The organism is Rhizobium sp. PvP014, from assembly GCF_017876855.1.
Lineage (GTDB): Bacteria > Pseudomonadota > Alphaproteobacteria > Rhizobiales > Rhizobiaceae > Neorhizobium > Neorhizobium soli.
This window is the reverse complement of record NZ_JAGIOT010000003.1, coordinates 251,557-277,030: the sequence shown is the minus strand read 5'-3', so window position 1 is coordinate 277,030 and position 25,474 is coordinate 251,557. Positions and strand designations below refer to the sequence as shown.

The 25,474-nt window shown below is 57.6% G+C and carries 22 protein-coding genes; 10 read left to right on the top strand and 12 right to left on the bottom strand.

Features of this window, described 5'->3' with window-relative positions; all coding sequences use genetic code 11:
• Positions 1 to 31: 31 nt before the first annotated feature.
• From J3A65_RS22845 to J3A65_RS22830, 5 genes are all read right to left on the bottom strand, one after another.
• On the bottom strand, positions 32 to 1,681 hold the full coding sequence (locus J3A65_RS22845; protein ID WP_245341768.1) for an ABC transporter substrate-binding protein: 1,650 nt from the start codon (positions 1,679 to 1,681) through the stop codon (positions 32 to 34).
• A gap of 197 nt (positions 1,682 to 1,878) precedes the next feature.
• The gene (locus J3A65_RS22840) at positions 1,879 to 2,994 is read right to left on the bottom strand and encodes a mandelate racemase/muconate lactonizing enzyme family protein (protein ID WP_209904114.1); all 1,116 of its coding nucleotides are present in this window, start codon (positions 2,992 to 2,994) and stop codon (positions 1,879 to 1,881) included.
• Positions 2,995 to 3,004: 10 nt separating this feature from the next.
• Positions 3,005 to 3,133, bottom strand: a complete 129-nt coding sequence (locus J3A65_RS23530; protein WP_281064471.1) for a hypothetical protein — start codon at positions 3,131 to 3,133, stop codon at positions 3,005 to 3,007.
• Positions 3,134 to 3,321: 188 nt separating this feature from the next.
• Positions 3,322 to 4,143, bottom strand: coding sequence for a hypothetical protein (locus J3A65_RS22835; RefSeq protein ID WP_209904111.1), 822 nt, complete (start codon positions 4,141 to 4,143; stop codon positions 3,322 to 3,324).
• A complete protein-coding gene (locus J3A65_RS22830; RefSeq protein WP_209904108.1) occupies positions 4,140 to 6,503 on the bottom strand; it encodes a CoA transferase in 2,364 nt (787 codons plus the stop codon). The genes J3A65_RS22835 and J3A65_RS22830 overlap by 4 nt, the downstream gene beginning before the upstream one ends.
• 176 nt (positions 6,504 to 6,679) lie before the next feature.
• Here J3A65_RS22830 and J3A65_RS22825 point away from each other — a divergent pair, with 176 nt between their 5' ends.
• The 9 genes from J3A65_RS22825 (at position 6,680) to J3A65_RS22785 (ending at position 16,725) form a co-directional block, all read left to right on the top strand.
• On the top strand, positions 6,680 to 7,768 hold the full coding sequence (locus J3A65_RS22825) for a LacI family DNA-binding transcriptional regulator (protein ID WP_209904106.1): 1,089 nt from the start codon (positions 6,680 to 6,682) through the stop codon (positions 7,766 to 7,768).
• Positions 7,769 to 8,107: 339 nt separating this feature from the next.
• A complete protein-coding gene (locus J3A65_RS22820; protein WP_209904104.1) occupies positions 8,108 to 9,256 on the top strand; it encodes a hypothetical protein in 1,149 nt (382 codons plus the stop codon).
• Between the two features lie 327 nt (positions 9,257 to 9,583).
• Entirely contained in the window at positions 9,584 to 10,993 is a 1,410-nt protein-coding gene (gene hxsB, locus J3A65_RS22815) for a His-Xaa-Ser system radical SAM maturase HxsB (RefSeq protein ID WP_209904102.1), read from the top strand.
• Complete coding sequence (gene hxsC, locus J3A65_RS22810) at positions 10,990 to 12,078, top strand: His-Xaa-Ser system radical SAM maturase HxsC (RefSeq protein WP_209904100.1); 1,089 nt, start codon at positions 10,990 to 10,992, stop codon at positions 12,076 to 12,078. Before hxsB ends, hxsC begins: the two co-directional genes overlap by 4 nt.
• Positions 12,075 to 12,677, top strand: a complete 603-nt coding sequence (gene hxsA, locus J3A65_RS22805; protein ID WP_209904098.1) for a His-Xaa-Ser repeat protein HxsA — start codon at positions 12,075 to 12,077, stop codon at positions 12,675 to 12,677. Before hxsC ends, hxsA begins: the two co-directional genes overlap by 4 nt.
• 26 nt (positions 12,678 to 12,703) lie before the next feature.
• Positions 12,704 to 13,381 carry a VWA domain-containing protein gene (locus J3A65_RS22800; RefSeq protein WP_209904096.1) on the top strand — a complete coding sequence of 226 codons (678 nt, stop codon included), beginning with the start codon at positions 12,704 to 12,706 and terminating at the stop codon, positions 13,379 to 13,381.
• The gene (locus J3A65_RS22795; RefSeq protein ID WP_348635250.1) at positions 13,366 to 14,151 is read left to right on the top strand and encodes a PP2C family serine/threonine-protein phosphatase; all 786 of its coding nucleotides are present in this window, start codon (positions 13,366 to 13,368) and stop codon (positions 14,149 to 14,151) included. The genes J3A65_RS22800 and J3A65_RS22795 overlap by 16 nt, the downstream gene beginning before the upstream one ends.
• Positions 14,148 to 16,055 (top strand): protein kinase domain-containing protein, encoded by a 1,908-nt coding sequence (locus J3A65_RS22790; protein ID WP_209904091.1) that lies wholly within the window; start codon positions 14,148 to 14,150, stop codon positions 16,053 to 16,055. Before J3A65_RS22795 ends, J3A65_RS22790 begins: the two co-directional genes overlap by 4 nt.
• A gap of 295 nt (positions 16,056 to 16,350) precedes the next feature.
• Entirely contained in the window at positions 16,351 to 16,725 is a 375-nt protein-coding gene (locus J3A65_RS22785) for an SH3 domain-containing protein (protein WP_209904090.1), read from the top strand.
• A 323-nt stretch (positions 16,726 to 17,048) separates the two neighbouring features.
• Here J3A65_RS22785 and J3A65_RS22780 read toward each other — a convergent pair whose 3' ends face one another.
• The 7 genes from J3A65_RS22780 to J3A65_RS22750 all read right to left on the bottom strand — a co-directional run bounded on the left by J3A65_RS22780 (position 17,049) and on the right by J3A65_RS22750 (position 23,894).
• Positions 17,049 to 18,107: a GSU2403 family nucleotidyltransferase fold protein gene (locus J3A65_RS22780; protein WP_348635255.1), complete on the bottom strand. Its 1,059-nt coding sequence runs from the start codon at positions 18,105 to 18,107 to the stop codon at positions 17,049 to 17,051.
• A 345-nt stretch (positions 18,108 to 18,452) separates the two neighbouring features.
• Positions 18,453 to 19,178 (bottom strand): amino acid ABC transporter permease, encoded by a 726-nt coding sequence (locus J3A65_RS22775; RefSeq protein ID WP_209904080.1) that lies wholly within the window; start codon positions 19,176 to 19,178, stop codon positions 18,453 to 18,455.
• A gap of 3 nt (positions 19,179 to 19,181) precedes the next feature.
• Positions 19,182 to 19,802 carry an amino acid ABC transporter permease gene (locus J3A65_RS22770; protein ID WP_281064479.1) on the bottom strand — a complete coding sequence of 207 codons (621 nt, stop codon included), beginning with the start codon at positions 19,800 to 19,802 and terminating at the stop codon, positions 19,182 to 19,184.
• 122 nt (positions 19,803 to 19,924) lie between these two features.
• Complete coding sequence (locus J3A65_RS22765) at positions 19,925 to 20,743, bottom strand: transporter substrate-binding domain-containing protein (RefSeq protein ID WP_245341750.1); 819 nt, start codon at positions 20,741 to 20,743, stop codon at positions 19,925 to 19,927.
• A gap of 113 nt (positions 20,744 to 20,856) precedes the next feature.
• Entirely contained in the window at positions 20,857 to 21,627 is a 771-nt protein-coding gene (locus J3A65_RS22760) for an amino acid ABC transporter ATP-binding protein (protein ID WP_281064470.1), read from the bottom strand.
• Between the two features lie 25 nt (positions 21,628 to 21,652).
• Positions 21,653 to 22,801 carry an FAD-binding oxidoreductase gene (locus J3A65_RS22755; protein WP_209904073.1) on the bottom strand — a complete coding sequence of 383 codons (1,149 nt, stop codon included), beginning with the start codon at positions 22,799 to 22,801 and terminating at the stop codon, positions 21,653 to 21,655.
• 64 nt (positions 22,802 to 22,865) lie between these two features.
• On the bottom strand, positions 22,866 to 23,894 hold the full coding sequence (locus J3A65_RS22750; RefSeq protein WP_245341749.1) for a Gfo/Idh/MocA family oxidoreductase: 1,029 nt from the start codon (positions 23,892 to 23,894) through the stop codon (positions 22,866 to 22,868).
• Between the two features lie 135 nt (positions 23,895 to 24,029).
• Between J3A65_RS22750 and J3A65_RS22745 the strand changes: the two genes are divergently transcribed.
• Positions 24,030 to 25,115 carry a LacI family DNA-binding transcriptional regulator gene (locus tag J3A65_RS22745; protein WP_209904071.1) on the top strand — a complete coding sequence of 362 codons (1,086 nt, stop codon included), beginning with the start codon at positions 24,030 to 24,032 and terminating at the stop codon, positions 25,113 to 25,115.
• Positions 25,116 to 25,474 lie beyond the last annotated feature (359 nt).

The window sequence follows — 25,474 nt, the reverse complement described above, 5'->3', positions numbered from 1 at the left end:
CCGTGGCGAAGGTCCCGGTTGCTAGAAAGGGCTAAGCCGTCTTGGTGGCGCGATGGAAACGCCACCGTGCGTAGCCGCTTTGCACCGGATAGCCGAGATCGACGCGCGCGGAACGAACCGCCGTGAAGCCGAGAGTGGAAAGACCAATCAAAGGCAGATCACGCAGCACCTGCAGCTCGATTTCCTTGCACAGCTTGAGGTAGGTCTCGTAGTCCGTGGCCTGAAGCGCAGCGCTGAGCTTGTCGTCGATCCCCGGCATGGCAACGCCGTAGTGACTGTAATTGCCACCGCCCTTGCCGTCCGACTTTGCTTCCGAAGCCGACGAGAGCTGCTGGAAGTAGATCTGCGTCGGGATCGGCGGATAGCTCGATGAGTGCATCGCGAGCGTGTTTTGATCAGACCGGTTCGCCGCATGATAGGCGGTGTGATCCATCATCTTGAGGTTCATGTTGAAGCCGGACAGCCGCAATTGCTCCTGCACGATCAGCATGGTCGAGGAATAGTCCTCGCGCTGGCTGCACAGCGCTTCAAAACTGACGCCACTGGGGAAGCCGGCTTCGGCAAGCAGGGCCTTGGCCTTTTTCGGATCGTAGGGATATTGCAGGTCCGGCGGCAGGTCTTGCGTCTTGTAACCTGCCGGGAAGAAGTCCGGCTGCAGGCCGGCCATCGTGCCGCCCATCGGCGCCAGAGCCTGGGACACCCCTGGTCGATCAATGGCATGCATCAGCGCCTGGCGAACCTTCAGTTTGTCGAAGGGCGCGCGCGTCAGGTTGACATGCAGCGTGTTGAACGACCCCGGCGAGGTCATGTCGACCTTAAGGGTTGGATCACGCTGCAGCATGGAATCGATCCAGCCCGGTGCGCGAACGGCCTCGATCATGTCGACATTGCCGGAAAGAAGCGCGAGCGTGCGGGCCGTGGTATCGGCAATGTAGACGCATTCGACAGAGGCGATCTTCGCTTTGTTGCTCCAATAGCCCTCATGCCGCTTGAGCCGCATTCCAAAGCCGGGATCAAACTGCACCAATTCATAGGGCCCGGTTCCGACCGCATCGGTGGCGAATGCCTCCGCTCCAATCTTCGCGTGCGCTTTCTTTGATACGATTGAAGTGTTATTGTTGAAGATCGAGGTTCCCAGCAGGTTTACATCGGGCTGCTTGAGAGTGATGGCGACTTCATAGGGACCTTTGGCAGTCACGCTCTGAATGTTGGAGAGGATGGTGCGGTTGGTTCCCTCCTTGATGGCGCGCTCGAAGGAAAACACCACGTCTTCAGAGGTCATCTCGCCATAGCCACGGTGAAACTGCACCCCCTGGCGGAGCTTGAAGGTCCACGACTTGGCATCGTCGGACTGCGTCCATTCCGTCGCCAGCGTTGGCAGGTATTCTTCTGGCTTGAGCGCGAACCGACCGTCGTCCGGTCGTACCAGTTGCTCGTAGATCTGTTCGGTCGCCCAGTTGTCCGACCCCTGCGTTGTCAGGTTAGGGTCCGAATGCCGCGGGCCGCTCGCGGCGATGCCCATGCGCAGGGTGTTAACGTCCTGCGCCTGCGCGGTGCCTATATTCACCGCGGATAATGCGGTGGTGGCCGCAGCCAACTCCAGAAAGTTGCGTCTCGTCAGAGCCATGGGGTCTCCTCCTCCCAGCTTCTGTGATGAGGTCGGCCTCCTCGCCGGCACCATCACGGTTACGCCCTAATGGCGCGATGCAGTCTCCATTACGCGTCGCCGCGCTTCACCCGGCAGTCCGGGCCAATGCGCCCGTTGCGCGGGCGAAATATCCGAGAACTCCCGACGGCCGGACGCGATGCCGATGGCGGCAGCTGCGTTCCAGTGGCGGCAGTTCGAAGTCATGGCGTTCCTCACAAACAAAATTCCGGCTATTGGACGCGGCGCGCGTCCAGTTCCGTATCGATGATGTCCAGGCCAAGACCCGGCCCGGCGGGAATCTCGAACTTCCCGTCCACCGGCTTTGGCGGGTTGCGGAAGGCCGGATGCATGCGGGTGTCGGGATCGGCAAATTCGGCGGGCTTGGTCAGGTGCATGATCGTGGCAAGCACATGCAGGTTGGCCATGTGGCCGATGGTTGGCTGGGTCTGGTGCGGCACCAGTTCCACCCCGTGGGCATAGGCGATTGCCGCGCACTGCATCAGACCGGTGATGCCGCCCATCTTGACGATGTCCGGCTGCACCATGCGGACGCCGGCGTTGATGATGTCGACCAGCGCCTGGACAGTGTAGGTCTGCTCGGCGGCCGAGACGGTGATGTCGAGACGCTGCGCGACCTCACCCATGCCCCGGACGTCGTAATGCTGTACGGGCTCCTCGAACCAGACGTAGCCCAGTTCTTCCAGCGCCCGCCCGACCCGGATGGCTCCTCCGACCGAATATTGGTTGTTGGCATCGAACGCGAGCGGGAAGTCGTCGCCGACGAGCTTGCGCACGGCCTTTGCCTTGGCGATGTCGCCGGGAATGTCATAGTCCTGGCGCGTGCGGTCACCGTCCCAGCGGATTTTGATGGCCGCCGGCCGTTCCGTTTGCCAGCGCTGTTCCACGACGCGCACCGTCTCCTCCGCTGTTCGGTTGGCGTTGCCGCCGATCGACGCATAGAACGGCACTTCGGTGCGCCAGGCCCCGCCTAAAAGCTTGTAGATCGGCAGGTCGAGCAGCTTGCCCTTCAAGTCCCAGAGCGCGATGTCGAGCGCTGCAAGCGCGCCGGTGACAGCGCCTTCGGGTCCCAGCTTGACGTAGCGGTGCAGCAGCCGATCGTAGATGACGGCATGGTCCAGAATGTCGGCGCCAATCAGCGAGGCCGCGGCATCGCGCAGGACCCACAGGGAATGCTCCCCGCCGAACATGGGTGACGCTTCGCCGTATCCGACCAATCCCTCTTGCGTCGTCACCCTGACAATTGCCGTGCGGCGGCCGGGTGGGTCGTTCGGCTTCCAGGCCACCTGGAAGGCGTCGACGGTTTTTATGATGGACGCTCTGGCCATAAGGCCCTCCCTAGGCCGGATTGATCGCAATGGATTGGAGATGCGCCCCGATGGGTGCGGAAACCGGCACCGGCACGTTCTCCGGATCGACGAGGGTCGCAAAGCTCGAAAGTCGCTCGTCGGGCTTTCGCTTCGTCATGGAAGCCACAACCGTCGCGCAGGCATGCGCAACACGCTTCTGATCATCGGCCTAACCTCCCAGTTCGGGGCGGATATTTCTGACGATACCCGTCTCCATGCCTCAGTCACGATACAGTCTATGCATCCGTATGCAAGCCCAAATCTATACGCGACGTCCCTGTCGGGGCGGCGGAGGAGATCGAGGGATCATCCATAGATCTGCGTCCTTCTGAACCGTGCCGCCGGTATTCCATCGGCGAGCAGCACCTCGTCGGTAACGAAGTAGTGCTTGCCCCGGCGCTCATAGGTTTCGGCGATCTGGCCAACGGTACGGATCGTCTGTCCAGGGTAAACGGGTCGGAAATGCTGGGCTTCCGTTTCCACCAGCACGATCGCCGCGGGAAATTTCCAGCCCGAATTCACATGGCCCATAGACGTCCGCATCAGCATGCCGGAATGAACGAAGCCGGGATCAGCATAAAGCGGATGCGTTTCCGCAAAGGCCGACAACGAGACGTGCAAATCGTCCAGCGTCAGGACCCGCTCATGGCTGTGGAGCGGTGCCCCGGCCGACAATTCGCCCTGCTTTACCGCGGGCGGATTGTCCGGCGGCAGCAGCAATGGCAGTCGGCCGACGTCGGGCGGCTGGACCGGCGCGTGCGCCAGTGCGACCCAGCCGGTCGCCACCTCTTCTCCGTCTCCATTGTTCACCGTCACCTGGCTGCGAAGAGACAATCCGTCATCATTGAGACGCCCGGCGGAAATCGTGAGATCATCGTGATTGTAGACGGGTTTGCGAAAGCGCGCCGACATGGACCCGCGCTCGGCCCAGGCCATACCCCAGCTGTCGACCGCAACCCGGCTGATATGACCGTAGATGAAGGCGCCCGGAATGAGGGCTGCCTTGTATCCCCGCGCCCGCGCCACCGCATCGTCATGAATGGACCCTTTGTAACGCGGCGCGTCGTCAAGCAGGATGTGCAGGTTTATGCTGCGCGGAAAAGCCGAGGAGTGGTTGTCCATGCTCATGCCCCTTCCAGCGGCTCGGTCGCCATCGCCTGGCTGGCCTCGAGGATGGCGACCTGCTCCGGTCGCAGCTTGAGGATCGTCGCCAGTACATGCCGGTTGTGCCAACCGAAAGGCGGCGCCGAACGCAGCTGGCCGCCAGGGGTGGCGCTGAGGTGGATCGGCAATCCCGGATGCCTGTGTCTCCCTGCATCGGGATGCTCCAGTTCTGTGAAGAACCCGCGATGGGCGAGGTATAGGTCGTCCGCCACATCCTTTGGATTCTGCACCGGCGCGGCAGCGACACCGGCAGCCTGGAGCTGCATCGCGAGTTCGTGCTTGTCATGCCCGGCCGTCCACGCAGCGACGATCCGCGTCAACGCGTCCGCGTTGTCGCACCGCCGGACGAGCGTGGAGAAGCGGGGATCGTCAGCCAGATGCGGCTGTCCCATTATCTCGCACAGCGTTCTCCACTGGTTCTCGTCAAGGGCCGCAATGGCAATCCACTGGTCTTCACCCCGCGTCGGAAACGCATCATGAGGACAGGCGAAGGCAACGCGGTTGCCATTGGGGGCCGGATCCTCGCCGGTCTCGCCGGCACGGAGAATTTCGGGACCGATCAGATGCATCGCGGCCTCGACCTGCGGCACCTCCACATATTGTCCTTGGCCGGTTTTCTGGCGGTGGATCAGCGCCGTCAGGATCGCTGCCGCGGCGTTGAAGCCGCCAATTGGATCGAGATAGGACGGCCCCGTCACCTCCGGCTGACCACCGGCATAGCCGATCATCGCCGACATGCCTGCCGCCATTTCCATGGTCGGCCCCAGCGCGGCATAGCTGGACATCGGTCCGTGGGTTCCAAATGCGGGCAGCTCCGCAACGATCAGGTCCGGCTTGATCTCCTTCAGACTGGTGTAGTCGAGCCCCAGCTTCTTGAGCGTACCCGGACGAAAATTGCAGATGAGCACATCCGCAACCGACACTAGCGCCCGCAGCGTTTCCTTGCCCTCATCCGTCTTCAAGTTCAGTATGCAGCTGAGCTTATTGACGTTTTGGGAGTTGAACAGGAAGGACCGGTCGTACCATCGAGCACCCGGCTGCTGTTCCGGGAAATTGATCGGATTGGGCTTGTCCTTGTTGAGACGCCAGGAGTTGACCCTGTTGGGCGCTTCGACGTGAATGGATTCCGCACCGAAATAGGCCAGCAGGCGCCCGGCCATCGGCCCTGCCCATGCGGTGGTAAGCTCGATCACCCGCAGGCCGTCCAGAGCCTGCCCTTTGGCCGGGATCGGAGGGGGAAGAGCCTTGGACGGCGAAGACCGGGTTCCGTTGGCATTCCCAAGCGTCGGCGCCAGGCACCGCACCCGGCGCGGTGTCGTCGTCAGGCGGAAGGAAGGCCCCAGGATGGTGCGACCATCCAGTTCTTCCCAATAGCCGCGCTCAACAAGGTGGTGACTGCCAATCAGCTCGGACGGGCGATAGGCTTTTGCCGCGATGACCTGCGCATTCTGCAGGATCTCCACCAGGTCCTCGGCCCACATCCCTGCAGCCTTGGCTTGGAAGATGGAAAACAGCGTATCCCAGTTGCCACGGCGCTCGGCAGGATCAGCAAAGCGGGGGTCATGCTCCAGTTCGAGCAAGTCTAGCGCCCCAAGCAAGGCGTGCCAGCGGAAATTGTAGATCCAGATGCAGACCCATCCGTCGCGGCACAGCACCTGTCCTGCCTGAACGGCTTGTTCGGTCCGCTGTCTGGTTGTGCCGTTGTAGATGTACTGCATGACGTAGGGAAAGCACATCGCAGCAGCGGTCTCGGCCGCATCAATGCGGACAATCTGGCCGCGGCCGGTCTGCGCGCGCGCGTACAGCGCTACCAGAGCGCCAATATAGGCGCCGATGCCGCTGGCGACCGCAGCGCGGTTGCCGGTGCCGTAGAGTGGCTCCCGACCGGCAGATCCATTGTTGTGCATCATGCCCGAAAGCGCCTGAAGAACGATTTCAGGTCCCTGCCAGTCGGCCCGCGGGCCATCTGCGCCGAAGCTGCTGGGCTGGACGATGACAGCGTACGGGTTTTTCCGTCCGATCTCCTCGGCATCCGCTGCTGGTGGAAGCACGATCACATCGGCTGCGGCCAGAAGAAGGTTCAGCTCTTCGCCGCCGTAGGTGGCGGAAGACAGGACGTACGAGCTTTTTCCAGAGTTGAAGTGGAAGAACGGCAGCGAGTCGCCGTGCCGCGAAAAGGGTGTCGCTTGCCGGATCGACGAACCTTGCGGTCCTTCGACCAGCGTGACTTCTGCCCCGTAGTCGGCAAACAGCCGCGCGCAGAACTGCCCAGCGAGCGTATCCGAATAATCGACCACCTGCAGGTGACTTAAAGCGCCGCTCATGGCTCCTCCCAGGGGCAAGCTATCGAAGACGAATTCTGGCTCCACCCATCCGTTTCTCAGGTAAGGCTAGTAAGCTTTGCATCCGGATGCAAGCACTGTTTGCATCCGGATGCATGCTTGTGTCATGCAAGCGTGTTCTGTAGATCTGATCGGCATAAGCACTGCTGGGAAGCCCGATGACAAAAGCCGAGGATGACGTAGCGTCACTGCGCCACAAGCCGCTCACAGCACGTGAGCTGGCGCGGCTGTTGGGCGTCAGCCAGTCAGCGGTCTCGCGCGCCTTCACGCCAGGAAGCTCGATCACCCCGGAACTGCGGCAACGCATCCTGAAGGCCGCGGCGGAACTGAACTACCACCCGAATGCCATCGCCTCGATGCTGTCAAAGCGGCGCAGCAATATCGCCGGTATTGTCGTGTCGGAGATGCAGAACCCGTTTTACCCGACGCTCATCGAAAAACTGTCACGCGGCCTGCAGCGGGTGAGGTTGCAGAGCTTGATGTTCAACATTACCCGCGGCTCCAATGTTGAAGAGCAACTGGTGGCGCTGCGGCAATACAATGTGGATGCGGTGATCATCATCTCTGCCACGGTTCTCTCCGGGGCCTCGGTCCGCTGGGCCACCGAGGGCCGCGCTGCCGTGTTGGTCAATCGGACAATCCCGGATCTGTCCGTCACCTCCGTCAGCTGCGACAACGTGGCTGGTGCTCGCGCGATCGCCGATCATTTCCACGCCCTCGGGCGCCACCGCGTCTCTTATGTTGCAGGCCTCGCCCATACCTCGACGAATCTCGAACGACAAAATGCCTTTGTGACGCGGGTAGCCGAGCTCGGCATGCGGCTCGTACATTGCATTGCAGGTGGGGAATATAGCTATGATGCCGGCTATCGGGCAGGATTGGATATCGCACTGGGCAAAGATACGGACGCCGTCTTCTTTGCAAACGACATTCTCGCCGCGGGCGGCTTCGACGCGTTGACAGAGGTCGCCAAGCTGCGTGTACCGGAAGATATCGCCATTGCCGGTTTCGACGATGTCGCGTTGACACGATGGCCGCACTACTCCCTGACGACGTTCCGTCAGCCCGTCGATGCAATTGTTGACAAGACGGTCAGCCTGATCCTGCAGCAGCTTTCGGACGCAACCCTTCCATCCAGCCATAACGCGCTGAGCGGTGAACTCATCATTCGGCACTCCACGGTCGGAAAACAACCTCTGGAGATCATCGGCGAGCACAAGCCTTCGCTTCTGACAAACACTCTTTGAAGGGCGACCGTCGCCTTGAGGAGATATGAACGTTCGGCCCGGCAGTTGGGGAAGCTATCCCTCTGAATTCACTGACTGCGATCGAGACCTAGAACGACGCCCTGCGCAGAGAGTCACAGTTCCGACAAGGGTTTTGAATCACGGGGTACGACACGTGAAGTATGATCGGCCCTAGTGAAGCCTCTGCCTATTGAAGTCTCTTAAGCCAAGCTTACAGCCATCGAGATATGAGCCTTGTAAGCATACACGTTGCGTGGTTTCATCTACTTGAGCAATGATAGCCTCTAGCGGGACGCCGGGTCGCCGATGACTGGCGAGGTCAGTATGTTAAGGTACGCAATGGGCTATTTCGCAAAGCTCGCCGCGAGTTGGAAACAACTACCAGCTGCCGCAAGCATTGCGGTCACGATGGCAGCGCTTCCGGTTTCGCTCCCTGCCCAGACAATTGAAGGCGTCACGCTGGGAAGCGACAGTGCTGTACCAAACCGTTTTGGCAATCCGCAGAAAACCGAAACTGTCGCAGGCTACACAACCAACCAATACCGGCTGCCGAATGGCGTCGAATTCGCTGTAACGCTTGAGCTCTCCTCAAACCGAATAGTATCGCTTCAGCAGTCGTGGTCAGGGAGCCAGGCTGGTCCATCTGCTGGTTTCGGTGATTTCAGCTTTGGACGGACCAAATTATCGGACATCCGGTCTAGAACTTCCAGCAATGGTCTTCTGTATGAGAAAATCCTACCCGTGGCTGCAAACTCGTCAGGCTCAGTTGAGTTCTCTGCATTCTACGACGTCGCAGCGACTGCGAACGTCGTCCGCTTCATCACATCCATTGACCAGGAAGCATTGGGCAACTTACGTCAACGATACGGTGACAAGGCGTACGATAAGGTAGGATCGTCCGCGGTCCTCCGGTCGCTGACTATCTCGACGAGAGATTATCTGGAGAGGGCCACCGGAGCGGCACGCGTACTGGACACTGGCTACACCCCCCTGACTTGGGCGCTGTCGTTTGCGACCACGAATGTCGTTGAACGCGGCATTTCTCTAGCCCGCATCAGGCCGTCACAGTTGCCTGTATCGCGGGTTTACGAAGGTCCCCGGAATTTTCCGGACTTCAACGGTCGGGACAGCAATTTTAGCAGGTACCGCACTGGAATCACCAATGCGATGACAGGGGGCCCGACATTCGCGGGTGAGTATTCGGTTATACAGATCGGGTGCGGAAGTAGCTGTTCGTTTGCCTATGTAGCGAATAGCCGTACAGGCGAAGTGTTCGACGCCCCTGTTGGGGGCCAAAATAATCTTTCCCTCAAGCTGAAGTACGAACTGAAAAGCAAACTGCTGATTTCCCAGTGGGGCGACTACGACACGAACAAATGCTTTGTTCAGTTCTTCAGCTTCGACGACGGGTCTTGGACTGAGCTGATCAAGCACGAGGTCGGTACATTGGACGCCTGCGCCAAAGAGGTCGGAGCCAACATTAAGTAGAAGCGAATATTTGGCGATTGCCTGCTCGATCACAACCTCCTAGTGTGGCTGCAAATCACTGGGTAACCGTATGCAGCCGGACTCAAACAGAATAGAATTTCCGAGCCAGTTCGCCCCTTACCTCTCCGACGCGGTCGTACGCTTTCGATACCTCAATCCAAGCATTCAAGTAAAAACCGGAGACGGTTTCGTGCTTTTATCGAGCACCGGGGCTGATTTGATGTCCAACGACCTCGAGCGGCAATTCCTATTCTGTCTTTATCGGCAGAAGGTATATGCAGAGACGCTCCCGCTCCGCACTACTCTGATCGCGGGGGTGACAGGAATTTGACCGTCTTCCCTCTCAAATTTCGGCAAACAGCCGACGGCGACGTCCTGTTCTGCGACGACGCGGGCGGTTTTTTCAAGTCCGACGACGCATTTCTATCACGCTATGCCCACGACCAGTTCACGGCTGACGACGATGCATTCTTGCTTCGCAACGGTCACGCTTTCGAAGAGGTAGGAGACCTCGCCTATTCCGGCTTCGAGTACCGCTTCGCCAGCCGGTTATATGCCCCAGGACCTTTGGACTACATCATCCTCGTTCCCACCCTGAGGTGCAATCTTGCCTGTGGCTACTGTCAGGTATCCAGAGTGAATGAGAATACTCCGGGCTTCGACTGGAGCAACCAAACGCTCGAAGCTGTGCTCACTTTCCTTGGTACGATCACGACACCCAAGATAAAAATTGAGTTCCAGGGCGGAGAGCCAACGCTCCGCCTGGATATCCTCAGCACCGTTCGCGATTTCTGCAGGTCCCGGTTCGAACGCTGCGAATTTGTCGTATGCACGAACTTGCAGGACGTGTCGGATGAGGTCTGGAGCTTCTTGAGCCTGACCGACGTCTATGTGAGCACGTCCCTCGATGGGGATGTGTCCACACACGAGCTTCAAAGGACGTTTAAGTCGGTGCGGACGGCTCAGTTCGTCGACAACCTCGATGCCGCGATCGCCCGCTTGGGCAATGGTAAGGTCTCTGCACTCCCCACAATCGATCCCCGGCGGCCACCGGAGCCTAAATCAGTAATCGAGGCGTACACAAGCCGAGGCATGAACTCCATTTATCTCAGGCCGGTCAATTACCAGGGGTTTGCCCGTAAACGATACGATGCGCGGGCATCATCGTCAGTTTGGAATGCCTATCATTCCAGTTTTATCGACGAACTTGTGGAGTTCAATTTCACGGCCGAAGTCCCCGCCGAGGAATACTACTTCGTTCATTGCCTGCGCCGAATATTGAGAGCCGGACATAACGGCCACGTCGATCTTCGTAACCCTAATATTGTCGGACATGGATACGTCGTGATCGATCACGACGGTAAGATCTATCCGACGGACGAAGCACGGATGGTGAGCCGTGTCGGGCAGTTCGATTTGTCGATGGGGGATGTCTTCACTGGCATGTCGATGGCCACGGTAGATGCATTGAATGAGGAAGCTGCAAACAACTTCCATCCTGACTGTGTTCACTGCACCTATCAGGCCTATTGCGGCATCGATCTCGTTGATGACCTCTCCCGCTACGGACGCATTGATCTTCCGAAGGACCAGACCGATTTCTGCCAGCGGCACATTGCGCTCTTCGACAAGATCTTCGCTATGATCTACTCCGATGATCCGAAAATTCGGAAGTCACTTGCGATCTGGGCCGGAGTTCCGAGCTTCGATGCTTCGATCGCCCGGTGTCATCAATGATCGATCTCCGCCTCAAAATCGACCCACTTCCGATCGTTGAACCTCTCGTCATCAGGCTTCGCAACGAGCCACAGAACTGCCAGACCGAGCACGATGCTGTGCTGGTGGATACAGAGGGCACAAGGCTCGAATACGACTACAACGGGTTTTCATTTGGGCTGCACAGACAGGATGACGAGAATTTCGACGGCGACGTTATCTTGGCCTTGCCGGGACAACGTATAGCCCATCGGCTGATCCGTTCGAAGTCGCCTCACAACACGTTCTTGGTGACCGAGCAGTGCGACCAGTTGTGCGTCATGTGCTCGCAGCCGCCTAAGAAGCATCATGCGGATTTGTTTTCTCAGTTCGCTGTCGCTGCAAGTCTCGCCCCCCTCAACGCAACGATAGGCATCTCCGGCGGAGAGCCCTTGCTGCACAAGGAGCGATTGTTCTCAATGGTTGAAACTGTTGCCTCAACCAGGCCAGACATCAGGTTCCATATTCTCAGCAACGGTCAGCATTTCGTCACTGAAGACATCGCGCGTCTGGTGGCCCTGGGTACGGAGAGGATACTCTGGGGCATCCCGATATATGCCGCGGACAGGCTCACCCATGATCGTATCGTGGGAAAAGATGGCGCGTTCCAAAATCTGCAGCGCGGCCTTGGCATTCTCATAAAAGCCGGGTCTTCCATCGAACTGCGGACTGTTGTCATGCAACAGAACAAGGACCGATTGAGTGACCTAGCGAATTTTTTGTTTACGCGCCTAAGCTGTATCGACGTTTGGGCGATTATGCAGATGGAACGCATCGGCTACGGGCGAATGAATTGGGCGACGTCGTTCCACGACTCCTCCACCGATTTTACACAGATAGCCAAGGCGATCGATATGAGCGCAGCGCGCGGCATCTCTATCGCTCTCTACAACTTTCCGCTCTGTTCGGTGCCTCCGCAATACCGTGAGTTTGCCTTGTCAACAATCTCAGACTGGAAGCAGAAGTATCTCGATATTTGCCAGAGATGCGGCTCTCGCGCAGCTTGTGGTGGTTTCTTCGAATGGTATAGTCACAAAGAGGGATTTGCGGGATTGGGGGCGTTATGAAGAAAAGGCTATTCCTAATTCCGTCGCTGATTGCTGCGGGATTTTTGCCATCTAAGGCCGGGGCAATCGTGCCAGGTGACTTCGTCACCGCCAAAAATGGACAGCCATCCGTGCTCGAAAGGCTGAAGCTCAAGCATATCTTCTCATTGGCGGGACACAGATCTCATAGCTCGCACCGTTCGCACTCGAGCCACCGCTCCAGCAGCAGCGGTGGCTACAGTTATCGAAACTACAGCCCCCCTACCTACACGGCTCCATCGGCCCCGTCATACACGCCGCCCGCTCCGACCTATACCGCCCCCGCGCCTGTTTATACTCCGCCAGCGGCCCCAGTTGCGCCGGTAGTAACTCCGCCCGCGGCTGCCGCACTTGCGGCACCACTCAAGACGCTGCCTGGCAACACAGACAAGTTCAGACGCATCGCGATGCAGGTCCAGTCCGCGCTAACTGCTTACGGGTACTATACCGGATTGATTGATGGAAAAGTTGGTCCGAGTTGTAAGACGGCGTTGACCGCTATGCAAACGGACTACCGGCTGAAAGTCACCGGGACAATTACCCCTGAAGTCCTGGATACATTCGGAATCGTGGCGAACTGACGTTCCCTCAAGAAAGAGCACCCGACATGAGCAATCCATTCGAGCAACAGCCATTCGAAGGGGCGGAGTTTGTCGATAACCCGGAACCGCGTTGTCCCTGCCTGCTGATCTTAGACGTTTCCGGTTCGATGAATGGCAGACCGATCCGCGAGCTCAACGACGGCCTTGTCCAGTTTCGCGATGAATTGTTTGCGGATTCCTTGGCGGCAAAGCGCGTCGAGGTTGGCATTGTCACGTTCGGTCCGGTCTCGATCGTGAACGATTTTCAAGGCGTACAGACATGGTATGCCCCGCAATTGCAGTCCCAAGGTGACACTCCCATGGGAGCGGCGATTGAACAGGGCCTGCAGCTGTTAAGGGATCGTAAGAACCAGTATCGCCAAAACGGTATCTCCTACTACCGGCCATGGGTGTTCCTCATCACGGATGGCGGGCCGACGGATTCCTGGCACGCTGCGGCCAACGAGGTGAAAGCGGGCGAGGCTGAAAAGGCGTTCTCGTTTTTTGCGGTAGGAGTTGAGGGTGCAAACATGGAAGTCCTCGGCCAGCTCAGCGCCCGCGCTCCGCTTACCCTCAAGGAATTGCGCTTTCGGGATCTGTTCTCGTGGCTTTCGAGCTCTCTTAGTTCCGTCTCGCAATCGAACCCTGGCGACGCCGTGCCGCTGTCCAACCCGGCCACGCCGGAAGGATGGGCTTCCGTTTGATGCGCGCATCCTGGCGGTGGGCTGGAGCTCGGTCAATCGGGACTTCACATACTAAGACCGGAACGCCGTGCCAGGACTACGCATGCGCTAAGGAGTTTCTCACTCTTGAAGGCCCTGTCATGGTTGCAGTCGTGTCAGACGGCGCCGGCAGTGCCTCGCATGCTGAAATCGGCTCGCGAACCGTGTCTCTGGGCTTTTTGAAGGCCTGCAGGTCGTTTCTCGCCCGATCATCTTTGTCATCCCTGAGTGAGGATGATGTCTGGGATTGGATCGACGCTATTCGGGAGGCGATCAACATCAAGGCAAAAGAATGCGATGCGCGGCCGCGTGATTTCGCTGCGACACTGGTTGCTGTGCTCGCAGGCCCAGAACACTCTGTTGTTGTCCACGTCGGTGACGGAGCTGTTGTTCTAAAGCAGGCTGGCACGGGAGAATGGATCGTCCCCTCATGGCCATTCCAGGGTGAGTACGCATCTACAACTTCCTTCGTGACCGATGACCCACAACCCCGGTTAGTCGTCACAGTTGTCGAAGGAGTTGTAGAAGAGTTTGCCGTGTTTTCGGACGGTATCGAACGTCTGGTGCTCGACCATGTCTCGAAGAGGGCGCACCAGCCGTTCTTCGATAGAATGCTCGCGCCGCTGAAAACATCGCAAGCCCAATCCCTCGACCGAGACCTTTCGGCCGCTCTGCAGAGTTATCTGGCAACCCCGGCCGTGTGCGAGCGCACTGATGATGACAAGTCCCTGATACTCGGGCTCAGGGCATGAAGACGGTAACCTCATCCGATGGTCGCCGCCTCACTCTTGGATCGGTTATCGGTAAGGGGGGTGAAGGAGCAGTCTACCACATTGCCGAGGCTCCAGATCTCGCAGCAAAAATCTACAATCCTGGGAAAGCGCACGAGCGTCGGGATAAGGTCGCGGCGATGGTGGCCGCCACTCTTCATCATAGATCGGACTATGTCGCTTTTCCCGTCGACACTCTCACATCGTCGTCAGGCGAATTCCTGGGCTTCACGATGAAGAGGGTGACTGGGTACAAGAGCGTCCATGACCTCTACGGCCCTGGAAGTCGCAAAGTCGAGTTTCCAACCGCCGACTTGAAATTTCTGCTGCGGTCCGCAATCAACTTATCAAACGCCGTCGCCAGCATCCACACGACCGGCTGTGTGATTGGCGATATCAACCATTCGGGAATTCTCGTCTCTGATAAGGCGATGGTCTCTCTCATCGACAGCGATTCTTTCCAGTATCGATCTGGCAGCACCACGTACCGTTGCCTCGTCGGTGTGGCTGAATACACGCCCCAAGAGTTGCAGGGGGCACAGTTCGACAAGGTTGACCGGACCCCGAACCACGACAATTTCGGTCTTGCCGTTCTTCTGTTCCAGCTCCTCTTTCTTGGCAGACACCCCTTCGCCGGCAAATTTCTTGGAAAAGGCGACACGGATATCAAGACGGCCATCAAAGAAGGCCGGTTCGCTTACAGCTCCCAAAAAACCCAGACGATGATGGAGCCTCCGCCGTTTGTGCCAGCACTTGGCGACTATGGCGAAAATATCCGTAAGGCTTTCGAAGATGCATTTAGGCCAAGCATGCAGCCTGGTGCACGGCCAACGGCGGCATCTTGGGGGATCCTCCTGAAAGCTGTCGAGAGCGACCTCGCGGCCTGTCCTGCGGACAAGTCACACGCCTACCCCCGCCAATTGAGCGGCTGCCCTTGGTGCAGACTTGAAAGGACTATGGGGCGATCGCTGTTTCCTGCTCAATTCAATACGGGCGCCCCAATCATGGATATTGGGCAGCTCCTGACTGCAATCAAAACCATGCCAGCACCGGTTCGGGCCCCCGATCCTGAGCAGGTTATCGGAACTCTACCAGGACTGAGCCGATCTGCGGCCGCAAAACAGGCGCGGCGAGAACGGAACGCTGCCGTTGCTGCCGGCGTCGTCGCAACGGGTGTGGCTCTCTACCTCATGTCCGCCGTAAGCGGGTTCTGGGGCGTGGCACTTCTGATCAGCGTCATAGTCGTAGCTTTCCGTTCTATGGACATAAAAGGACGGTTCGCAACGGAACTGAGTGACGCCAAAAGCGGGTGGGACGAGCAGCAGAAAATCTGGGAAAGCAACGCGGGTCCCGGGACGTTCGAAAAGCGGCGCAACCACTACGTTGATCTCGCGTCTGCTCATGCAATCCTTCCCCAGAAGGAGCGCGAACGGCTCGCCGTTTTGGAGCAAAAAAAGCGTCAGCTGCAGCTCGAAAAGCATATGGAGTCACATAGGATCGATAGGGCCAAAATTCCGCGCGTCGGCAGGGGCCGGAAAGCGACGTTGGAATCCTATGGTTTTGAAAACGCCTGGGATGTCCAGCAACGGCCTGTGACAAACGTTCCCGGCTTCGGTCTCTCCCTAGCCAGCGATGTTGAGACTTGGGCAAAAACCGTGGAGAGAAAGTTCGTATTCAACGCCTCGATCCCCACCGATCCGGCTGCCGTGCAAGCCGTGAAGAACGATATTGCGAAGCAGCGGGCTGAACTCGAGAGAGAGCTCACCAAAGCGCCCGCGGATCTTAAGCATTTGGCCGATCACGCGAGTGCCCTTAGATCAACCCCGCCACAAGCGTTGGTTGATGCCTACAACCGCCTGAAACAAGTCGAATTCGATGTGAGTTGAGGTGACCATGGCAATGTCATACCAAGGATTCTGGCTGATCGTGGGAATGACGGCGGCAGCAGTCATGATTGCCAACGTAACATCGACCGAAGAACCTCGGCCGCACTCTAGCATCAGCAACACCAAGGCGAATGAAGTCTCGTCCCCTGTGGTCACATCACAACCCCCAACGCCCATGGATCCAGCAGGTGCCACACCCGGGCGTATAGTCCCACCGACATTAATGCCAGGAGCATCCACCTCCGCCGACACAACGCAAGTTGCTGTCATTCGATCTATCGACGAGGACATTCGAGTGGCTTTCGACGCGGCCACGAAAGTTGCGCTCGCAGTGCCACACTCAAAGCCAGTGGAGATGATCGAAGAAGGCTCTAGGCCTACGGACGAACTTTCGCCGCTCGAGAGCAAGGAGGTCTCTTCAACCCCAAAAGTCTTTGATCAGCCCGCCGTCAGTGTTGGAAAAGAGGACCTGCCGCGAGAAGAGGTTAGGACGGCTACGGACCTCAACCTACGAGAGGGGCCAGATGCCGCATATGTAAAGATCGAAACACTTACGAACGGTACGAACCTACTCGTACTCGAAAAAAACGGCAAATGGTGGCGGGTCAAGTCTACTACCTCCGGCGCAGAAGGTTGGATCAACGGCACATTCGTCAGGCCAGTGGATTAGCTCCATATCGGTCCAGCGCAAACAATCGACATTCATTAGGTAGATGCAGCGATGCCACCTCTCATGCTCTTGAACGGATAGGAACCATTGCTTCCTATTAGGTCACAGCGTCCTGTTGATTTCATTTGCTTTTCGGGTTGGCCTGATGTCGTGCAACAGCACTGTGGTCGCTTTCTCCCGGAGGACAGGCAGCATTGGCCGCCAAGATTTTGAACCAGGCTGAAAAGCAGCATGAAGAGCTGTTTCAGACAGAGGTTGGGCCGAGCGCAACCCGATGCGAATGAGTATTGTCATAGGGCCGTCCTTTCGAGCAGGCCTAACCTTTATCTCTTGATAACGCCAACCATTCGATTGATAGCGCCCCAATATTCCTTATGCATGGTTTCGGCTGCTTCCGAGATCGCCAGCTTCCAAGCAGGTCCGCGATCCCATGCCTCTTCCAGAGCGTCAGTCAGTGATGGCCCATGGCCCGTGACCGCCAGGGCGTCGAATAGTATTCCCGCCTGTCTAAGGTCTTTATCCCGTTTAGCTTGGCCGCCGGCGTCATTCTGGCGGCGACCGGCAATGATAAGTTTGTGCACCGCGTACCTGCAAGGATCAGGGATAACGACTGAGATACCGGCACCATGTAGCAAGATCGAACGAACGGGATCGCGGATCAAGAAATCCATGAATCTCAGCGGTTCGGCTGACGCGCCGCCGAGAGCGGGCATGTTGGCGGGTTTGTCCGAATATTCTTCGGCTCCCCTGTTTGTCGTCATGAACTCGACCCTGTAACCGCTCTGATTCCGGAAGGCATGAGATTGGGAGCTGCCGCTGATATGCGGCACTGCGCGGAACGTTGGATCAAGCCCTTTTAAGAGATCGAGGATCGGCGGCAGCGAATCTGCCACCTCGGCGGAGATCGCGAAATCCTGGGCTAGGTCTGCATCACCTGTTAGGATCGCCGCCGAAGGCAGCCGGATGCCAAGATATGCCGAGTAGCATTGAAAAGCGACAGTGCCGATGAGAACACCGCGCAGCCGGAAGAGACCGGCCGTGGCAAGCGCCTGTACGATATCGCCGGTAAAGCGATCAGCGGCAATCAAACCGGCTTCGCGCGTTAGCGTGGAAACGTACTTGCGGCGAGCCTTATAGTCTGACTTCTCACCCTTAAAGGTTTCGACCCGTTCCGAGATCAAGGGGTCGTCGGCAGACCCGACATAACGGCGCTTCTGCCCACCCTCACCGTCGGGTTTGTCGAAATACCAGTAACGTCGACCATTAATTGCCACGGGCACGAATCTACCCGATGGGGGGAAATCTTCCGCCCAATCATCGTCGAATGCCCGTTGCTGGAGTTCCGCGACCATGGTGCGAAACATGAGGTCAATTTGTTTAATCACGCCGGCCTCTATATCTTTTTAGCAAATCTAGTATAGTTGCGTTCAGCAAGGAAGCTTCGACTTTACCGAGTGGACGCTGCGCGCCTGCGCTAGCCCAATGCAACGCACTACGCACCGCGATCCTCGCTATACCATTTTCACAAATATAGTATAGAGCCACTGTCGAGATGCCGGCTTGATGGGACTCGAACCCTTCACAGGGGAATCTTCTGGGTACCGGTAGGGATGGGTCTTGCGTATACTGTTTTGGCGGGCTGCCGCTTCTCAGACCGATCAATGTTTCGCCGAACACCGAGCAAGCGCCGGCTGTATATTGCATGCAAGTGCATCATTGAGGGGCGCTCAAGTCGTCGAAATTTGAACGGTAGGAGGCACAGGCGCGGACTGCCCGCTATTTGCGCTGTCGCGCTGGTATGGCCGTGCGAAATATCGCTCAAGCTGCGCACCGAAGGCAGAAATTGTCCAGCACAATCCAAAATAGACAACGAGAACGGAGCCATAGATCAAGTAGGCTGGGCTCCCGCCGCGGGCGATGGTCGTCTGCTCGATCAGGATCTGTGCCGAACGCAACAGCTCGTTGACGCCGAGCACAGCCCCCAGAGAGCTTGCCTGCATCAGGCTCGTGATCAGACTGACATAGGGCGGCAGGATGATGGGCATCGCCTGGGGAATGACGACGAGTGCCAGACCCTTCCAGCCGCTGAGGCCGGAGGACAGTGCCGCTTCTCTTTGGCCTGCAGGTACGGACGCTAGGCCGGCGCGAATGATATGCGCTCCATTGGCCCCACCCCAGACTGAAACACTGAGCGCGCTCGACCAGAATGGATCAAGCGACAATCCCGCATGCGGCAGAACGAAGTAGACCATCAATACGGTGACCATAAGCGGAATGTCGCGAAGGCATTCAACGAGGCCGTAGACCGGGCGTCTTACCCAGACTGACTGCGCAGAAAGACCAGCCGCAAAAATCACAGCAAAGAAAGTTCCACCAGCGATCATCACGGACGACAGGAGCAGGGTGTTGAGCAGACCTTGAAGAAGGAAAGACTGAAATTCCAAGAGCAGCATTGTCTATCTCCCGCCGAAAGGTCGGTTGAGACGTCGTTCGACCACGTAGCCGAGGCCGGACATGGTGAAGACGCAAATCAGATAAATCACGCAAATCGAAGCGAACATTTCGATCGCGCGGAAGTCGTAGGCGATGCGGTCGACGGCAACGAAGGTGAGCTCGACCAAGCCGATGGCCTGAAGGTAGGCCGAGTTCTTCACCGTAGCGACAATCGTGTTCATCGCCGATGGCAGAGCGGCGCGCGTTGCCAGGGGTAGGACAACGAGCATCCCGTGATGCCAGCGCTTCAGTCCGATCGATGCGGAAGCATCGTGCATTCCGCTGCCGACGGCAGCTAGACCCGCCCGAAAGTTTTCGATCTGAAACGCGCTTGCCCAGGTCGTCAGTGCAACTACACCGGACCAAAATATATTCAGCCTGATACCAAGGCTCGGAAGTCCATAGAAGATGAAAAAAATCTGGACCAGATATGGTGTGCCGCGAATGAACTCGACACAGGCCGTAACGACATATCGCACCGGCTTGATGCCGCTCGTTCGCAAAATTGCACCCAAAACGCCGATCGCGCATGAGAGCAGGATCGCAAGAAAGCTGACGATCAGCGTCATCTTGAGGCCGGTCATCAGATCCGGCAAGGCTTCGAGAATGTAGCCAAAATCCATGTTCATCGTCCTCAAGGCAACTACAAGAAGGTCGCCGATGTTTTGGCCCTGGCAGCCGGTGCTACCAGGGTCAGATCACGCGATTACTTCGTAGCCGGCGGATTGGTCTCAAAGGATTTGACCATTTCGGCGGCGACGATTGGATCCTTCACGAAGGTCGGGACCGTCTTGGAATAGAATTTTTCGTCTTTCAACTTCTTGACGACGCCATTTACGAACGCCTTGAGCTCGTCGTCACCCTTGCGGATGCCGACTCCGTTGAAGCCGAGATCTACCGGTTCTTCCAGGATGCGGAATTCCGGATAGTTGGATGCCAGCGTCGCGATCGTGATGGCATCTCCGACATAGCCGTCCGCGCGACCCTGCTGCAGCGCCTGCAGGTTGTCAGCATTCGTATTTAACTGGACGAACTTCAGACTCGGGATGCGCTCTTTCAGCCACTTCAACTGTGAGCCGCCTTTGATGATGAGCAGCGACTTGCCATCGAGATCGGCCAGCTTCTGGACCTTGCTGTCCTTAGGAACGATCACCCGGCTGCTGCCCCAGTAGTAGATATCGGAGTAGTCGATTACTTGTTCGCGCGCTGGGGTCTTGCCGAGCGTGGCGATGATAAGGTCAATCTTTCCGCCTGTCAGTGATGGGATGCGTGCATCCGTCGCCACACAGCTTAGTTCAGCCTTGTCTGCGGAGCCGAATGCAGCCATGCCTATCTGCTTCGCCATTTCGATCTCAATGCCGGCCGACCTGCCGTCGGGGCCGGATGCTCCGAACGGAGGAGAATCGCATTTTACACCGATGCGGATAACGCCGGCATCCTTGATCGCCTCCGGCATTGTTTGGGCAGATGCGGGGAGAACCTGAAGCGAAAACGCGGCAAGCGCCACGGCCGCGAGTTGAATCATGCTGATGGATTTAATCATCACTGTCGGTCCCTTGGTTTGACTGTTTGTCCATCGAACGTTGACCGCCCGTATGCTTTTTGCCGCAAACGTTATGTTTGCGGGGAGTGAAACCGCTAGTGCAGTATCTGGTTTAAAAAGGATCTCGTCCGAGCCTCCCGTGGATTGCTGAAGAACTCGTCCGGCGGCGCGGTCTCGACGATCCGACCGGCATCCATGAAGACCACCCTGTCCGCCACCTGGCGCGCGAAACCCATTTCGTGCGTGACGCAGACCATGGTCATGCCGTCGCTTGCAAGCTGCGCCATCGTGTCCAGAACCTCGCGTACGAGTTCCGGGTCAAGTGCAGAGGTGGGCTCGTCGAAAAGCATGATCTTTGGGTTCATGCAAAGCGATCGGGCAATGGCTGCACGTTGCTGCTGACCGCCGGACAACTGACCCGGATAAAAATTCGCCTTGTCCGGGATCCGCACCCGTTCGAGGTAGGAATGCGCAATCGCTTCCGCATCTTTCCTGGCTACGCCTTTTACCCAGCGCGGCGCCAACGTGCAGTTTTCAAGCACCGTCAGGTGAGGATAGAGATTGAAGTTCTGGAACACCATTCCGACATCCTGCCGGACGCGCTCGATGTTCTTCTTGTTCTCCGTCAGTTCCGTACCGTTGACGGTGATACGGCCTTTCTGATGTTTTTCCAGATGGTTGATGCAGCGGATCATGGTTGATTTACCAGAGCCCGAAGGGCCGCAGACGACGACCTTCTCTCCCCGCCTGACGGTCAGGTCAATGCCGTGCAGCACTTGCACGATCGAGAACCATTTATCGACGCCGGACAACTCTACGGCGATGTCTGGATCGGTCATTGCTACAGTCTTATCGCTTGCCGTCATCGCTTAATCCTCCGGAGCGGTTGACCTACGACGCAATCGCCTGGTTTTGGTTCATGAACCGCGCCGGACGAAAATTGGCCAGAAGAGGGCTAACTTCGCCGGCAACAATCTCGCGCGCAATCAGTTCGCCGGTGATCAGACCGAGCGTGGCGCCGCTGTGGCTGAATGCAACGAAATAGCCCTCAATGCCGTCAAGAGGACCGATGACCGACTCCCCGTCCCCAGGAACCGGCTTCGGGCCGCAGTGATAGCTTTCCATCTCTAGAATGGGATTGCCTTCGAGCACACGCGAGGCTTCCGAAAGCAGACGGCGAATCGTTTCGTCCTTCACTTCGTACGTTCCGTCGGGTCTGCTGTTGAGCTCCGCTTCAGACCATGCGGAATCGCACACGATCGCACCGTCAGGTGTCGGACGCAGGGCCACGTCCGGCGTATTGAGAACAGCACGGACGGCACAATTGAACGGTTTCGATTTGACCAACAGAGCGATCGGCGTACCGTCCGCGATGACGTGTCCTGCCTGTTTTGCCATGCCCGGGACCGCCGCACCAGTTGCGACCAACACCGCATCGGCCTCAATGGAGTTGCCAGCGACGGTGGAGACCCCAGTCGCACGTCCGCCCTTGATATCGACGGATGCTTTTCCGGCATGGCTGATGACCTGACCGCCAAGAGCGGTAAACTGCTGCACCATGATATCGATAAGCGTTGGCAGGTTTACCCATCCTTCGCCGGGGTTAAAAATCGCACCCTGCTGAGTAATCGCAGCCGCATTTATACCCGGCGTCACGACAGCGACTTCGTTTGCGCTAACGTGCCGGCAGTCGTAGCCGATCGCCTTTTCATAGGCAAAAGCTTCAGCGATCCGGTTTGACTTATCGTCGGCGTCCCAGGTCAGCCCGCCATCGAAGCGCAGCCAAGAAGCTCCCTCGTTGCGACTTGCTAAGGTTCGGTAACGATCGATGCCGATCATCCGCAGACGATGATATTCGGCCGAACGGAAGCGCGCCGAATTCAGCCATGCCAGCGACCGCCCGGATGCCTCACTGGCGAATGCGCCTTCTGTGATCAACGTCACTTTCGCATCCAGCCGAGCCAGGTGCAGCGCAGAAGAGACACCGAAAATACCGCCACCGATGACAGCGACCCGTTGGTTTGAAGATGAGGTTATCAACACTATGTTCCTTCGTTCTTGGACAAAAGTTATGTCTCGTCGGCGCCGAACCCGAGCGACCCCGTTAATTTTGAGAGCTTGCCGTTATTTCCCAGCGTCCAGACTTTCCGGAGCGGAAGAGGGCATCAAGTACCTGCATGTTCTTGACCGCATCCGTAATATCCCAAGGGAGCTGATTGCCATTCATAACCGCACGGGCAAAAGCATCGCCTTGGAGGGTGTATTGATTGGCAATCGGAAACTCGATGATTTCTCGTCCGCTTCCCGAAAGATCCGAACCATCATCAACGCAAATCGATGCCTCGGCGCCAGCAGGCGGATTGAAGGGAATGGCGATTTCGATGCGGCCCGCGGTGCCGAGGACCTGCACCCTCTGACAGGGCGACAGCTGGGTTGAGCATGTGAAGGCCAGATGCCGATGTCCAGAAAACTCTGCAAGGGCGCTGGTCAAGCGATCCGTTGCAAGATTAGGATCGATGTCAAAGAGGCCGATTACGCGTTCTGGCTCGCCGTCGAACAGATAGCGGGCGGTGTTGATCGCGTAGCAGCCTATGTCATATAGCCCGCCCCCGCCGATCTCCGCTTGATTGCGGATGTTGTGTGGATCGGTCAGATAGTAGGAGAAGATCGTCTGCATCGCGCGAACTTCACCGATACGGCCACTCTTAACGATATCGCGCACCCCTTCCCATTGCGGATGAAACCGCACCATGAACGCTTCAAGCGCGACCCGGCCGGTTCGGCGCTGTGCCGCAAGAACGTCTGCAGCCTCCTGTGCATTAAGAGCCACAGGCTTTTCCGTAAGCACATGCTTGCCGGCATCGAGCGCTCGAATAGTCCAGTGAGCATGCAGATGGTTCGGAAGCGGATTGTAGATCGCATCGATCTCCGGATCCGCGAGCAGTTCCTCGTAGGAACCATAAGATTTGGCAATTCCAAGTTCTCGAGCCATTTTCGCGGCGCGGGCAGCATCGCGAGATGCAATCGCAACGACTTCGGTCAGTTCGCCGGATTGCATCGCAGGAATGACGTGTGTTCGGCCGATACCGGCGGTGCTCAGCACGCCCCAGCGAAGCTTTTTTGCACCCATCATTGCGCCCCCTCCTAATAAGCCAGCACCATACTATTAAGCAATGAGACCGGTATCAATCGTAGTTGAGACCGGTCTCATTTGTCAATCAAGTGTTTTCCTTGACGGCATTTTTTTCTCCACCTATGTCATGGGCCGATGATGCAGAGAACCTCGAAACGCCTGGTAACCATTTTGGACGTTGCGCAAAACGCAGGTGTTGCGAAGGCAACGGCTGCGCGCGTGCTCGGTAATTATGGAACAGCGAGCCCGGAAGTTCGCGAGAAAGTGCTCGAGGCTGCAAAGAAGCTTGGCTACCAAGCCAATGAACTTGCCCGCAGCATGACAACGGGAAAGTCGAAAACGATCGGTGTGATCGTAGGCGATATTGAGAACCAGTATTTCGGGCAAGCTGTAAGAGGGATTAGCGATGCGGCGCGGGGTGCCGGGTTCGACGTCATCTTGGCCAATTCCGGAGAAGACGCCGCAAAGGAAAAAGCGGCTGTACGGGTTCTGCTAGGAAAGCGGGTGGATGGGCTGATCATAACTCCTGCATCGGTATTCGATGCACAGCACCTGCACGACATTCACCGATCGGGACGGCCTATGGTTCTCCTCGATCGGACCGTGCCTGGGCTTACAGTCGACTCCGTCGTCACCGACGATCGTCACGCTGCAGAGGGCGCAACCCGAGCGCTGCTTGAGGTGGGTCATCGACGTATCGCCTACATCTCTGCAACGGAGTCTGATGATCCCGTTTATAGCGGGCCACACCAGATCAATTTAAGTACTGTGATGAATAGAATTGAGGGTGTCGTAGCGGCTAGCCGATCAGCGGGGATAGAGCACCCGGAGCGCTATATCCGTCTGGCTGCATATCGCCGGAAGGCGGATGATGATATCATAGCGCAACTGCTCCAGGGCGCCGAACGACCGACCGCCATTCTCGCGTCTGACAGCGTGGTTGCGCTTGAGGTATTCAAGACAGTTCGTAAACTGGGCATGTCCATTCCCGGAGATCTGTCGCTCGTTGCATTTCATGATGCCGACTGGACGAGTGTGACTAGCCCGCCGATTACAGTGATTGCGCAACCGGTGTATGGGCTTGGTTTCGAAAGCGCTCAAATGCTCGTACAACGGATTTCAGGGGTAACTGAACCGCCGCGCTCTCGTGTACTCGCCACCAGCTTTATCCAACGTCAATCCATTGGGCCTCCACCCCAGTTACCAGGTGGAAGGCCGTGATGTGTCTTGCGGAGATCGTCGGTAATCGTGACATGTCGCCGCCGGCTGATATCGCTGAGACCAAGCAGGCGTGGGACTAGCGGGCCGACGTTCCCAAGGGATCGGGTGCAAAATGGATATGTAAGGACGTCCATCTCCTACAGCGGCAGGAACAAACTCTTTAAGCCGCGACGATGTCGTCACCCCGTCTGGTCGTTGGTAAGCAGACGTCGAATTCGGCTTATTGTCCACGCCGCGTCATCCGATCACTCGTATAAAGGATCTTCACATGAAGATAGCTTCTACCGGGCACTAAGCGCGGTGGAGCGCTCGAGCCGAGCGCTGGCGCCGTGACCTATGACTCGCGCTGAAAGACCATG

Excerpts from the sequence above, each read along its gene's own strand:
- J3A65_RS22765 (WP_245341750.1), bottom strand. The coding sequence starts at position 20,743 with ATGATTCAACTCGCGGCCGTGGCGCTTGCCGCGTTTTCGCTTCAGGTT.
- J3A65_RS23530 (WP_281064471.1), bottom strand. The coding sequence starts at position 3,133 with ATGACGAAGCGAAAGCCCGACGAGCGACTTTCGAGCTTTGCGACCCTC.
- J3A65_RS22775 (WP_209904080.1), bottom strand. The coding sequence starts at position 19,178 with ATGCTGCTCTTGGAATTTCAGTCTTTCCTTCTTCAAGGTCTGCTCAAC.
- J3A65_RS22840 (WP_209904114.1), bottom strand. The coding sequence starts at position 2,994 with ATGGCCAGAGCGTCCATCATAAAAACCGTCGACGCCTTCCAGGTGGCC.
- J3A65_RS22760 (WP_281064470.1), bottom strand. The coding sequence starts at position 21,627 with ATGACGGCAAGCGATAAGACTGTAGCAATGACCGATCCAGACATCGCC.
- J3A65_RS22820 (WP_209904104.1), top strand. The coding sequence starts at position 8,108 with ATGGGCTATTTCGCAAAGCTCGCCGCGAGTTGGAAACAACTACCAGCT.
- J3A65_RS22825 (WP_209904106.1), top strand. The coding sequence starts at position 6,680 with ATGACAAAAGCCGAGGATGACGTAGCGTCACTGCGCCACAAGCCGCTC.
- J3A65_RS22845 (WP_245341768.1), bottom strand. The coding sequence starts at position 1,681 with ATGGTGCCGGCGAGGAGGCCGACCTCATCACAGAAGCTGGGAGGAGGA.
- J3A65_RS22790 (WP_209904091.1), top strand. The coding sequence starts at position 14,148 with ATGAAGACGGTAACCTCATCCGATGGTCGCCGCCTCACTCTTGGATCG.
- J3A65_RS22750 (WP_245341749.1), bottom strand. The coding sequence starts at position 23,894 with ATGATGGGTGCAAAAAAGCTTCGCTGGGGCGTGCTGAGCACCGCCGGT.
- J3A65_RS22795 (WP_348635250.1), top strand. The coding sequence starts at position 13,366 with ATGGGCTTCCGTTTGATGCGCGCATCCTGGCGGTGGGCTGGAGCTCGG.
- hxsA (WP_209904098.1), top strand. The coding sequence starts at position 12,075 with ATGAAGAAAAGGCTATTCCTAATTCCGTCGCTGATTGCTGCGGGATTT.
- J3A65_RS22745 (WP_209904071.1), top strand. The coding sequence starts at position 24,030 with ATGATGCAGAGAACCTCGAAACGCCTGGTAACCATTTTGGACGTTGCG.
- J3A65_RS22800 (WP_209904096.1), top strand. The coding sequence starts at position 12,704 with ATGAGCAATCCATTCGAGCAACAGCCATTCGAAGGGGCGGAGTTTGTC.
- J3A65_RS22830 (WP_209904108.1), bottom strand. The coding sequence starts at position 6,503 with ATGAGCGGCGCTTTAAGTCACCTGCAGGTGGTCGATTATTCGGATACG.
- J3A65_RS22770 (WP_281064479.1), bottom strand. The coding sequence starts at position 19,802 with ATGACCGGCCTCAAGATGACGCTGATCGTCAGCTTTCTTGCGATCCTG.
- J3A65_RS22835 (WP_209904111.1), bottom strand. The coding sequence starts at position 4,143 with ATGAGCATGGACAACCACTCCTCGGCTTTTCCGCGCAGCATAAACCTG.
- hxsC (WP_209904100.1), top strand. The coding sequence starts at position 10,990 with ATGATCGATCTCCGCCTCAAAATCGACCCACTTCCGATCGTTGAACCT.